This is a genomic window from Variovorax sp. P4_D9, assembly GCF_056401695.1.
Window position 1 is genome coordinate 1 of sequence record NZ_JBFUIU010000269.1, and the last position, 11221, is coordinate 11221.

Genomic DNA, 11221 nt, shown 5'->3' on the forward strand with positions numbered 1-11221 from the left:
GGCAAGACCCTGCTGGCGGGCGGCGGCTACGTCAGCGAGATCCGCATGGAGATGGGTCATGGCTTCACGCCGCCGGCAGACTTCACTGCCCGTGACTTGGTGGCAGCCATCGCCAAGGGCCAGATCTTGATGCCTGCTCGCGAACTGAAATACGTCAACGCTTACGGGCCCACCAGCAAGGCCTAAGATCATGGCGATCGACTATCCAGGCGTGCTCGAGCTGCGCGAAGAGGGCCGGCGCTTCGAATGGAATGAACGCGATGTGATGCTCTATGCCCTCGGAGTGGGGCTGGGCAGCGACCCGCTCAACGCGGACGAGCTGCGCTACGTCTACGAGAATTGTGAACAAGCGCTGCGGGTGATGCCTACCTTCGCTACGGTCGCCGCCTGGGGCGCGGGCATCGGCCCCGAGCGCATCGGGCTGGACCGCCGCCGCACGCTGCATGGTGAAGAGCAGACCCTGTTGCACCGGCCGATCCCGGCTTCGGGGCGCATCGTGGCGGACAGCCGCGTCGCGGCGGTTTATGACAAGGGCGTCGACAAGGGCGCGGTGGTGGTGCGCGAAACCGTGCTGCGCGATGCAGGTGACAGTTCCCTGATTGCAACGCTGACGCGGACGGCCTTCGCCCGCGGCGACGGCGGGTTTGGCGGGCCGGCGCAAGGCAGCGAATCTGCAGTGGCGCGCCCGAGCCGCGCACCGGATGTGACGCTGGATCTGCCCACCCGGCCCGATCTGGCCTTGCTTTACCGGCTCAGCGGTGACCGCAACGCCTTGCATGCCGATCCCGAGACTGCACGTGTGGCCGGCTTCGAGCGGCCCATCCTGCACGGCCTGTGCACTTACGGGCTCACGTGCCGCGCCGTGCTGCAGGCCTTCTGTGGCTTCGATTCCGATCTCATCGCCAGTCACGCCGCACGCTTTTCAGCACCGGTGCTGCCGGGGGACACGCTCACCGTCGACCTGTGGCGCGAAGGCAAGACGATTTTGTTCGAAGCCCGGGTCAAGGCCCGCGGCGTCATGGTCATCAAGAACGGCAGGACGGAGTTGCGCTGAACGCAGCCCTCGACTTGCCTTCCCAATCAGAGAGGAACATCCATATGGACAGCAACGACGGGCAGGCGCTCAAGCCTGCCACTTCCTACACCGAGGTTCCCGCAGATGGCGCCGCGCCCTACCTCAAGGGCAGCCGCTGCTCGGCATGTGGCGCGATCTATCTCGGTCAGCGCGAGGACTGCGGGCACTGCACCAAGCGCGGCGAGATGCAGGCCATGAAGATGGGCATCGAGGGCACACTCTACAACTACACCATCGTCTACCGCAGCTACCCGGGCATCAAGGTGCCCTTCATTTCGGCCATCGTCGACTTGAAGGACGGGGGCACCGTGAAGGGCAACCTGCTCGATGTCGAAGCCAATCCGGGCCGATTGCAGTTCGGCATGCCGGTGCGGATGGTCTTCCGTGGTGCGGAGCTTGCCAACGCCGAAGGGGCTGGCTTTCTCGCGCATTTCTTCGTTCCCGCTTGAAGGAAAGACACCATGGCGGACATCTACGTTGTCGGCATCGACATGATCAAGTTCGGTCGCTACGCCGACAAGACCGTGGTGCAGCTAGCGGCTCAAGCCGCGCTGGGTGCCCTGGACGATTGCGGCCTCTCGATGCGCGACATCCAGGCGCTCTACAGTGGCAATATCGGCGAGACCATGACCGGCCAGCGCACGCTGCAGCTGATCGGCCAGACCGGGATCCCGGTCGTCAATTGCACCAATGCCTGCGCCACTGGCGCGACCGCGCTGCGCGAAGGCTGGACGTCCCTTAAGGCCGGCCTCTATGACACAGTGCTGTGCATCGGCGTCGAGAAGATGGCCGCCGGCATGATCGTCAAAAAGAAGGTGGGCAACGAGCCTCTGCCGGCCGAAGGTCTGATCGGCTCCGAGACCATGCCTGCCGTGTTTGCCATGGTGGGGATGGAGCACATGCGCAAGTACGGCACCACGCTGCAGCAGTTCGCCCAGGTGTCGGTGAAGAACCACCACCACTCGACGATGAACCCCAAGGCGATGTACCAGAAGGAAACGCCGCTGGAAGAGGTGTTGGGGTCGGAAATGATCGCCTACCCGAATACCAAGCTGATGTGCTCGGTGAACGTCGACGGCGCCGCGGCGGCCGTGCTGATGTCTGAGAAGAAGGTGCGCGAGTTGGGCCTGATGGGCCGCGCAGTGCGCGTGCGCGCCTCGGCCCTGGCGAGCGATCCATTCACTCCGCGCAATCTGGTCATGCAGGACGTCAACACGGTGACGCGCCTGGCCGCCAAGACAGCTTACGAGATGGCCGGCATCGGCCCCGATGAAGTGAACCTGGTCGAGCTGCACGATTGCTTCGCCACCGCCGAGCTGCTGCACTACGAGAACCTCGGCCTCTGTGCCGACGGCGAGAGCGGCCGCATGATCGACAGCGGCGCCACGGCACTGGGCGGGCGTGTGCCGGTGAATGTGTCCGGCGGCCTGCTATCCAAGGGCCATCCGCTGGGTGCCACCGGCATCGCCAATGTGTACGAGATCTGCACGCATCTGCGCGGCGAAGCCGGCGCGCGGCAGGTACAGGGCGCACGCATCGGGATGACCCATGTTGTGGGCCTGGGCAGCGCCTGCGCCGTACACATCCTCGAAAAAGCCTGATCGCTTGGAGGCAGGGTGTACCAGTTCATCCGTGTCGAACGCGAAGGCCCGCTGACGCTGGTGGTGTTGGAGCGGCCTGAACGGCTGAATGCACTGCACCCGCCCGCACACCACGAACTGGCCTCGGCCTTTGATGCGTTTGCACAGGACCCAGGTCAATGGGTAGTCATCCTGACCGGTGCGGGCGACCGGGCCTTCTGCGCCGGCAATGATCTGCATTTCCGTGCCGAGCAAGGTCGGCAGGCCATGCCAGCCAGCGGCTTCGGCGGGCTCACTTCGCGCTTTGATCTGGACAAGCCGGTCATTGCCGCCGTCAATGGGCTGGCTGCGGGTGGCGGATTCGAGTTGGCCCTGGCCTGTGATCTCGTGGTCGCCACCGAGCAGGCCCATTTCAGTCTGCCCGAGCCCAAGGTGGGCTTGGCGGCTTTGGCCGGCGGTCTGCATCGCCTGCCGCGCCAGATCGGGCTCAAGGCGGCAATGGGCATGGCGCTGACCGGCCGGCGGGCGGTGGCTGCAGAGGCTCAGCGTCTGGGCTTCGTCAATGAGGTGGTGCCGGTCGGCCAGGCGGTGGCCGCGGCGCGTCGGTGGGCGGAGCAGATCCTGGCGCTGGCTCCTTTGGCGGTGCGGGCGTCCAAGCAGACGATCTTGACCGGTTTGGCCCAGGCCGACTTGGAGCAGGCCCTGCGCGAGCAGGACGCGCTCCCGGCGGTCCTGCGCATGCGCGCATCAGGCGATGCCATCGAGGGCCCCAGAGCCTTCGCCGAACGACGCTCACCCCGCTGGACGGGTCACTGAATTCATTGCCTTGCTGAGGTTCTCCGATGCTCGATTACCAAGTCGTCAAGAACTGGGCTTTTGACGATGTGCGCTACCGTTATGCGGCACGCGATTGCATGATCTACGCTCTGGGTATCGGCATCGGTGCCGATCCCTGCGATGCACGGCAACTGCGCTACGTCTATGAAGGCGGATTGCAGGTCATGCCCACCATGGCCGCCGTGATGGGGGCGCCAGGCGCCTGGTGGAAAGACCCTCGTACTGGAGCTGATGCGCTGCGCCTGGTCCACGGTGAGCAGCATCTGCGTTTTCATCGCCCGCTGCCGACGGCGGGCACGGTGGTGGTCAGCAACCGCGTGCACTCCCTCACCGACAAGGGCGAAGGCAAGGGCGCCATCGGCGTGGTGCTGCGCGAGATCCGCAGCGAAGACGGCGAACTGCTGGTCGAGAGCCGCAACCTCAGCATGTTGCGGGGCGATGGCGGCTTCAGCGCCGCGAGCGGGATGTCCGATCCCGCCCCGGAGGCGCTGCCAAAGATGCCGGAGCGCGCTGCAGACGTGGAGTTGGAGATGCACTCGCTGCCGCAGGCTGCCTTGATCTACCGCCTCTCAGGCGACGACAACCCGCTGCATGCCGACCCCAGTGTGGCGGCCCGGGCCGGCTTTGCGCGTCCCATCCTCCACGGGCTGGCCACCTACGGCATGGCCGCCCATGCGGTGCTGCGCAGCGAGTTGGACTACGACGCCACGCGCCTGTGCGCCCTGGGCCTGCGCTTCACGTCGCCGGTCTATCCCGGCGAGACCGTGAAAGTGCAGCTGTGGCGCGAGAGCGAGCGGCTCCTGCGACTGCGTGCGCGGGTGGATGAGCGCAACGTGGTCGTGCTGGACCAGGGTGTCGTGGAAATCGCGCCCTGAAGACCAATTCACAAAATACTGATGGAGATCAAATGACAGGCAAGGTGCAAGACAAGGTGGTCGTGATCACCGGCGCGGGCGCAGGCATCGGACGTGACTTCGCGCTGGCCTTCGCCGCGCATGGCGCGAAGGTGGTGGTCAACGACATGGCACGCAATGCCGATGGGCGGGCAGCGGCGCAGTTGGTGGTAGACGAGATCGAGACGGCCGGCGGTGAGGCCGTGGCGGCGGTGGAAAGCGTCGCCGAGTGGGACTCGGCCAACCGCATCATCCAGACGGCACTTGACACCTTTGGACGTGTCGATTGCGTGATCAACAACGCGGGCGTGACCCGCGACCGCATATTCTTCAACATGAGTCCGGAGGAATGGAAGACGGTGGTGGATGTGCACCTGAACGGGTCTTTCTTCGTCGCCCGTGCAGCAGCACAACATTTCAAGAGCCAGGCCAGCGGCAGCTACATCCACATGACCTCGACGAGCGGCCTCATCGGCAATGTCGGCCAGAGTAACTACTCGGCGGCGAAGATGGGCATCGTCGGCCTGTCGAAATCGATCGCGATGGACATGGCCAAGTTCAATGTCCGCTCCAACTGCATCGCGCCCTGGGCCTGGACGGCGATGACCGCCAACATCCCGGCCGACACCCCCGAAGCCATCGCGCGTATCGAGAAGCTCAAGAAGATGGAGAGCGCGAAGATCGCGCCGCTGGCGGTCTACCTGGCCAGCGATGCGGGTGCCAAGGTGTCGGGCCAGATCTTCGGCGTGCGCGCGAACGAGATCTACCTCTTCAGCCAGCCGCGCATCCTCCGCTCGCTGCAGCGCAGCGAAGGCTGGACGCCGCAGACCATCGAAGAGCACGCGATGCCGGCCATGGAGCCGAGCTTCTTTGCCAACGTGCCCTCGATGGCGATCACGCCCTGGGATCCGATCTGAGGCGCAGCGCGCCCACCTATTTTTCTTGCGGGTGAGTCAGGGATTTCCTGGGGATCGAGAACTTAAAAGAACTGATACAACGTCAGCTATGAACGGATCTTTCACAGGAAAAGGGGACACGCTCATGGACCACGATGCAAGTCATGCACGCCGCGATCGCACCGCAAGAGGGTCGGCAACCCGAAGAGGCCTAGTGCTCTTGGTCCTTGTGGCATGCGGGGTTCTGGTGTCAGGTACTGATCCCGTTCAGACCCTGATCCAGGAGTTCCCGATGGCAGGCCCTGAGAGCCGGCCGTCTTCTCGTCTTGACTATGCGGTCCCGCCGGCCTGGCCCCATTCGATCGGCGACCTCTTGGCCGGCGGCCGTCGCTGACGCCGCGCAACGCATGACAGACACGTTCGCGCAGCGGTGAGCCTCTGGTGCCGTTGGAGGCACGGGCGAAACCATCGCGCGACACTTGGCGCTGAAGGGCGCCAAGGTGCTGGTGAGCGGCACCCAGGGCGACAACGCCGAGCTTTTCGCCAATCGGGTTCGCGAGCAGGGCGGAACCGCTCGCCATGCGGGCCGCGCTGTCCGAGTCCGAGAGCAATGTCGGGCCGCGTCGCCAAAGCCGTTGGCGGCGCAGTGGTCGACACCGCCTGGATCTACGAACACTTGGGCCCTGGGTCGGCTGACACCTCCAGCAAGCGCGCTGTGCCGGGCCGGACCTGTGCTCGGTCGTGATCGAAAACGCCGCGCGCGGCGTGCGCGTCAAACGCGGTCTCTCCTGCGCCGATCCTGACGCCGCTCACCCGCGGTGCCAAGGCGCGAACGAATGCGATCGCCGCGATGATCGCAAGGTGCGCCCAGGGGAATCGGCCGAGACCGCCAATGCCTCGTTCATCACGCACCTCGTAGTGAACCGCGCCGGCGTCGCGCCGCGCGTGCTGTTCAAGGACGTCACTGAAGAGCACCTGATCTTCTTGGCGAAGATGCATTTCACAGGGCCGGCGATGCTTTCAACAAGCACTCGGCCGAGGCCATCGTTGTCGAGGGCGTAATCGTCAACCTTCGATGCGCGCAGGGGCCGCGGAGTTCCAAGGCGATGAGGGCGCAGGCGCAGCGAATCGAATCGGCGATGTGCAGTTGCTCACTACCGCTACACCGGCCCCCTGCAGGTCGTTCTTGCGGCGCTTGGCGTATTGATCAGTTGCCAGTCCTGGGTGTGGGGGCTGCAAATCCGTAAGAGTCGTGCAAATAGTCCCATTAGCCGCCAGGCTTGGGCGCTTCGTCTTCCACAATCGTTAGCGCGCGCTCTGGGCAGGCGCGGGCGCCGCGCCGGCCCAGAGTCTCCTGGCCAAGCGGCACGATGATTTCGCTCACCGCGATATAGCCGTTGTCATCCAGCACGAACAGGGTTTCGTCCACGTTGGCGCACCGCGCATGACCGCAGCATTTCTTGATGTCGGCGATGATCTTCATTGTCTGCCCCTTGATCAGAACTGAGACTTGGGCAGGCGCACCACCAGGCCGTCGAGCTCGGGGGTGATCTTGATCTGGCAGGTCAGCCGGCTGTTCTCGGCGCCGTCGAGCACGCACTCGAGCATCGATGTTTCGTTGGCATCGGGGGCCGGCACTCGCGACACCCAGTCGGGGTCGATATAGCCATGGCAGGTGGCACAGCTGCAGCTGCCGCCGCAGTCGGCCACGATGCCGGGAACGAGGTGGTCTAGTGCAGCCTGCATGAGTGAGCGACCGACCTCTTCTTCCACGACGTGCGTGGTGTTGTTGAATTCGATCCAGGTGATCTTGGGCATGATGTGTCTGTCCATTGAATGGATTTATGCGCTTGATGGTGTTGCCGAAGCAATCATCGACTTTAAGGGAATCGCGTCGTCGGCCAAGGCCTCGGGGTCAAGTCTTGCACCCTGTGCGACCAGGCGTTTGGACTGCATGAACTCCTGGGGCCGGTTCACGGTGTCGGCGGCAATCATCTGACCCTGGCGCAGGTAGAAGGCGGTGAAGGAGCGTCGCGCAGGGTCGCCGCGCAGGACCAGCCGGTCATAGCCCTCGGACAGTCCGACCATCTGCAGCTTCAGCTCGTATTGGTCTGACCAGAACCAGGGCACTGGGTCGTGCGGACGTTGCTGGCCGCAGATCGTTGCGGCTGCCGTGCGCGCGTGTTCGAGTGCGTTGGGGACCGACTCGATGCGCAGCAGGCGGTCGTAGAGTTTGCTGGGATAGCGGGCGCAATCGCCGATGGCCAGCACGTCGAGATCGGATGTGTGGGTGAACGGGTCCACCATGATGCCGTTGTCCACGGCCAGGCCGGCGGCGTGGGCCAGTTCGGTGCCGGGGATCAGGCCGATACCGACGATCACAAGGTCCACGGGCAGGCGCGTGCCGTTGCCGCAGAGCACGGCGCTGACCGCATCGCCGGAAGACGTGGTCTCGATGCTGGCGACGCTGGTGCTTGTGCGGATGTCGACGCCGGCCTCGCGATGCACGCTTTCGTAGAAGGCCGACAACTCGGGCGCCGTCACCCGGGCCAGGACACGCGGCAGGGCTTCGAGCACGGTGACGTGCAGGCCCGCCTTGGCGGCCACGGCCGCGACTTCTAGGCCGATATAGCCCCCACCCACCAGCACCAGGCGCGCGCCCTTGTGGAATTGACGGCGGATGTGATCCACGTCCGCCACACTGCGCAGGTGGTGCAGGTTATGCAGGTGAGCATCCGGCGCCAGACCGGGGCATTGAAGCCGGCGCGCGCGCCCGCCAGTGGCCAGCACCAGATGGTCGTACGAGGCCGTACTGCCATCGGACAACACCACCTGCTTGCTGTCCAGGTCCAAGCGCTCCGCACGCAGGCCGATGGAGACGTCAATCTGTGCCTGCTTGTAGGCGGCGATGGGGCGGGCCAGCAAGCCTTCGAGGTCGAGTTGGCCGTTCAGGTAGGTCTTGGAAAGGGGCGGGCGCTGATAGGGATAGACAGGCTCCTCGCCCACGATCCGCACCGGGCCGGTGTGGCCGAGCTGACGCAGCGTGAAGGCACACTCGGCTCCGCCTTGGCCGGCGCCGATGATCAGGACGGATGCTTGCGGATCGGTGGACATGTCACACCTCAGCGCTTGACAAGTTCGAAGCCCGAGCTGTCGCGGTCCCAGGTGGTCGGCGTGCAACCTTGTTCGCGCAGCACGTACTTGAGCACCCGGCCGACCGGATTGCGCGGCATGTCACTGCGGAATTCAAAGAAGCGTGGCACGGTGAAGTAGGGCAGGCGATCCACCGCCCAGCGACACAGCTGCTCTTCGGTCAGCGCGTGGCCTTCCTTCAGCACCACCGTGGCCTTCACATCGTCTTCACCCGACTCCGAGAACACCGCATGCACCGCCACGTCGGCAATGGCCGGATGTCCGCGCAGCCCGGTCTCCACCTCGTAGCTGGAGATGTTCTCGCCGCGTCGGCGCAGGTAGTCTTTCTTGCGGTCGACGAAGTAGAAGAAATCGTTCTCGTCGAACTTGCCGATGTCGCCAGTGTGGAACCACATGTTCCGCATCACTTTCAGTGTGTCGGCCGGGCGGTTCCAGTAGCCCTCGAACATCACGTGGGCGCGGCGCGGGCGGACGATGATTTCTCCTGGGGTGCCCGGTGGCAGTTCCTGGTCGTTGTCGTCCACGATCCGCACATCGAAGTCGTCGTTGCGGCGACCCGAAGAGCCTGGGGGCGCATTTTCCCCGGCGGGCAGGGTGCTCACGCGCGCGGCTTCGGTCAGGCCATAGGAGTTGGAGCCGGCGGTCTTGACGCCAAATCGGCGGATCCACTTCTCCTGCAGCGGGGCAGGGAAGGGCGATCCGCGTACGGTGTGCAGTTGGCCGAAGCAGCGCTTGGAGTATTCGTTGTCCTCCGCCTCGGCCAGAAAGGTCACCATCGAGCCTAGCAGGCTGGCCACGGTGGCGCCGCTGCGCTCGATCTCTGGCCAGAAGCGCGAGACCGAGAACCGCGGATAGATCGCCACTCGCGCACCGACGAACATGCAGGAGAGCACCGAACCGCCGGTGGCGTTCATGTGGAATAGCGGCAGAGCGGTCCAGTTGCAGTCGTCGATCTCGCGACCTTCCATCAGGACGACCTGACGGCCCAGATTGCATACGTAGTTGTGGGTGATCATGCAGCCCTTGGACGGGCCCGTCGTGCCGGCCGTGTAGATCAGCATTGCCAGGTCTTCGGGCTTGTTTGCCTCGGGCAGGGGGTCGGGGGCACCGAATACGGAGCTCAAGGCCCTGACTTCAAGGCGCTGGGCTTGCACCAGAACGCCGCCGCGTTGCAGCAGCCGCGTCGCCTGGGGTAGTCCATCTTGGATTTCGACGATGCGTTTGGCATAGTCGACCTCGGCGATCAGCACCTGGGCGCCGCAGTCGTCCAACTGATGGCGCAGGAACTCGCCCTTGTAGGCGGTGTTCACCGGCACGCTGATGGCACCTAGCTTGTTGATCGCGAACCAGCAGAGTATGGCCTCCACATTGTTGTCGAGCACGGTGCCCACGCGGTCGCCCTTTTTCACGCCCAGGCTGGCCAGGCCGTTGGCCAGCCGGTTGGACTCCCGGTCGATCTCGGCGTAGGTGTACTTGTCGCCGGTGAAGTCGAGGAACACGCGATCAGCGAACTGGGCGGCGGATCGCGCGACCGCCGCGGTGACAGTGTCCTGCGTGCCCGGCTGCCAGACCGGAAACTCTTGGGTTTGTTTCATGGGGATTTGCTTCGGATGGGGTTGGGGAATATTCATGCAGCCTGCAGCGGCTCGAATAGGGGGAGCCACACGTCTTCACGGTGGTCGAACACCACGCGCACGCGCATGCCGATGTGGATCGCTTCAATGGGGCAGTTGACGATGTTGGTGCTCAGGCGCACGGCGGGCTGTTCGTTGATCTCGACGATCGCGATGACATAGGGTGCCTCCAGTCCCGGCTCCCACACCTGCCGGTTGATGGTGTAGCTGGCTACCGTGGCGACGCCCGAGACTGCTTCCGGCTTCACTTCGCGTGACTGGCATTGCGGGCAAATCGGCAGCGGCGGGTGAACGTAGAAACTGCAGGCCGGGCAGCGCATGAAGCGCAATTGCCCGAACTCGCCGGCCTGCCAGAAGAAGCTGTTCTCCGGAGTCAGCGCTGGAAGATGCCGACGCGGGATGGCTGCGATCGAGGGATTCATGCGTTCACTTCCGAAACCGCCGGTGCCTGCATGAAGGACAAGGCGCGCTGCAGATGCCCGTGGCACTCGTGGGCCATGCGCTCGATCAACTCGGCGCAGCTGGGCACGTCATCGATCAGACCCAGCACCATGCCTGCGGTCAGCACGCCGCCGTCGATGTCGCCGCTCTCCCACGCGGACCGTCCGCGCGCGCCGATCACCAGGGCACGGACATCGGCGAACTCGCAGCCGCCTGGGCGGCGTTCGGTGGCCACCACTTCGTCGGACACGCGGTTCTTCAATACTCGCGCCGTGTTGTGCAGGGTGCGGAAGATCAAGTTTGTGTCGCGTTCGCTGCGGGCCACCAGGGCCTGCTTGTTGACGGGGTGCACCGGCGCTTCCTGAGTGCACACGAAGCGCGTGCCCATGTTCACCCCTTCCGCGCCCAGCGCTAGCGCAGCGGCCATGCCGCGTCCGTCTCCAATACCTCCCGAGGCAATGATGGGAATGCGCAGTGCCTTGGCGGCGATGGGGATCAGCACCAGGCCGGGGATGTCGTCCTCGCCCGGATGGCCGGCGCATTCAAACCCGTCGATCGACACGATGTCCACGCCGTGGCGTTCCGCCGAGAGAGCATGGCGGACGCTGGTGCACTTGTGGATGGTGACGACGCCCGCCTGCTTGAAGCGCTCGATGAAGGTCTTCGGGTTGTTGCCCGCGGTCTCGATAATGCGCACGCCCGACTCGATGAT

Annotated in this window: 13 protein-coding genes; 7 read left to right on the forward strand and 6 right to left on the reverse strand. The window is 64.8% G+C overall.

Going from position 1 to position 11221, the window contains the following annotated elements:
- The 7 genes from AC1DY5_RS26025 to AC1DY5_RS26055 form a co-directional block, all read left to right on the forward strand.
- Nucleotides 1-186: hypothetical protein (locus tag AC1DY5_RS26025; protein ID WP_478116060.1), on the forward strand; the 186-nt coding region annotated here is incomplete at its 5' end.
- A gap of 4 nt (nt 187-190) precedes the next feature.
- On the forward strand, nt 191-1054 hold the full coding sequence (locus AC1DY5_RS26030; RefSeq protein WP_478116062.1) for a MaoC/PaaZ C-terminal domain-containing protein: 864 nt from the start codon (nt 191-193) through the stop codon (nt 1052-1054).
- Nucleotides 1055-1098: 44 nt separating this feature from the next.
- Nucleotides 1099-1524: a Zn-ribbon domain-containing OB-fold protein gene (locus tag AC1DY5_RS26035; protein ID WP_478116064.1), complete on the forward strand. Its 426-nt coding sequence runs from the start codon at nt 1099-1101 to the stop codon at nt 1522-1524.
- Between the two features lie 12 nt (nt 1525-1536).
- Entirely contained in the window at nt 1537-2676 is a 1140-nt protein-coding gene (locus tag AC1DY5_RS26040) for a thiolase family protein (protein ID WP_478116065.1), read from the forward strand.
- 15 nt (nt 2677-2691) lie between these two features.
- Nucleotides 2692-3471, forward strand: a complete 780-nt coding sequence (locus AC1DY5_RS26045) for an enoyl-CoA hydratase-related protein (protein ID WP_478116067.1) — start codon at nt 2692-2694, stop codon at nt 3469-3471.
- Nucleotides 3472-3497: 26 nt separating this feature from the next.
- The gene (locus tag AC1DY5_RS26050; protein WP_478116068.1) at nt 3498-4367 is read left to right on the forward strand and encodes a MaoC/PaaZ C-terminal domain-containing protein; all 870 of its coding nucleotides are present in this window, start codon (nt 3498-3500) and stop codon (nt 4365-4367) included.
- 32 nt (nt 4368-4399) lie between these two features.
- Complete coding sequence (locus AC1DY5_RS26055) at nt 4400-5302, forward strand: SDR family NAD(P)-dependent oxidoreductase (RefSeq protein ID WP_478116070.1); 903 nt, start codon at nt 4400-4402, stop codon at nt 5300-5302.
- 1246 nt (nt 5303-6548) lie between these two features.
- Here AC1DY5_RS26055 and AC1DY5_RS26060 read toward each other — a convergent pair.
- From AC1DY5_RS26060 to AC1DY5_RS26085, 6 genes are all read right to left on the reverse strand, one after another.
- Nucleotides 6549-6764, reverse strand: a complete 216-nt coding sequence (locus tag AC1DY5_RS26060) for a ferredoxin (protein ID WP_478116072.1) — start codon at nt 6762-6764, stop codon at nt 6549-6551.
- A 14-nt stretch (nt 6765-6778) separates the two neighbouring features.
- On the reverse strand, nt 6779-7099 hold the full coding sequence (locus AC1DY5_RS26065) for a 2Fe-2S iron-sulfur cluster-binding protein (RefSeq protein ID WP_478116074.1): 321 nt from the start codon (nt 7097-7099) through the stop codon (nt 6779-6781).
- Between the two features lie 24 nt (nt 7100-7123).
- Complete coding sequence (locus tag AC1DY5_RS26070; RefSeq protein ID WP_478116075.1) at nt 7124-8395, reverse strand: NAD(P)/FAD-dependent oxidoreductase; 1272 nt, start codon at nt 8393-8395, stop codon at nt 7124-7126.
- 8 nt (nt 8396-8403) lie between these two features.
- The gene (locus AC1DY5_RS26075) at nt 8404-10029 is read right to left on the reverse strand and encodes an ATP-dependent acyl-CoA ligase (protein WP_478116076.1); all 1626 of its coding nucleotides are present in this window, start codon (nt 10027-10029) and stop codon (nt 8404-8406) included.
- Between the two features lie 32 nt (nt 10030-10061).
- Entirely contained in the window at nt 10062-10490 is a 429-nt protein-coding gene (locus AC1DY5_RS26080) for a Zn-ribbon domain-containing OB-fold protein (RefSeq protein ID WP_478116078.1), read from the reverse strand.
- Nucleotides 10487-11221, reverse strand: a 735-nt coding sequence (locus tag AC1DY5_RS26085) for an NAD(P)H-dependent flavin oxidoreductase (protein WP_478116079.1), incomplete at its 5' end; no start/stop codon positions are given. The genes AC1DY5_RS26080 and AC1DY5_RS26085, both read right to left, overlap by 4 nt.

Coding starts and splice junctions, on each gene's coding strand:
- AC1DY5_RS26030 (WP_478116062.1), top strand. CDS start 191: ATGGCGATCGACTATCCAGGCGTGCTCGAGCTGCGCGAAGAGGGCCGG.
- AC1DY5_RS26035 (WP_478116064.1), top strand. CDS start 1,099: ATGGACAGCAACGACGGGCAGGCGCTCAAGCCTGCCACTTCCTACACC.
- AC1DY5_RS26040 (WP_478116065.1), top strand. CDS start 1,537: ATGGCGGACATCTACGTTGTCGGCATCGACATGATCAAGTTCGGTCGC.
- AC1DY5_RS26050 (WP_478116068.1), top strand. CDS start 3,498: ATGCTCGATTACCAAGTCGTCAAGAACTGGGCTTTTGACGATGTGCGC.
- AC1DY5_RS26055 (WP_478116070.1), top strand. CDS start 4,400: ATGACAGGCAAGGTGCAAGACAAGGTGGTCGTGATCACCGGCGCGGGC.
- AC1DY5_RS26060 (WP_478116072.1), bottom strand. CDS start 6,764: ATGAAGATCATCGCCGACATCAAGAAATGCTGCGGTCATGCGCGGTGC.
- AC1DY5_RS26065 (WP_478116074.1), bottom strand. CDS start 7,099: ATGCCCAAGATCACCTGGATCGAATTCAACAACACCACGCACGTCGTG.
- AC1DY5_RS26070 (WP_478116075.1), bottom strand. CDS start 8,395: ATGTCCACCGATCCGCAAGCATCCGTCCTGATCATCGGCGCCGGCCAA.
- AC1DY5_RS26075 (WP_478116076.1), bottom strand. CDS start 10,029: ATGAAACAAACCCAAGAGTTTCCGGTCTGGCAGCCGGGCACGCAGGAC.
- AC1DY5_RS26080 (WP_478116078.1), bottom strand. CDS start 10,490: ATGAATCCCTCGATCGCAGCCATCCCGCGTCGGCATCTTCCAGCGCTG.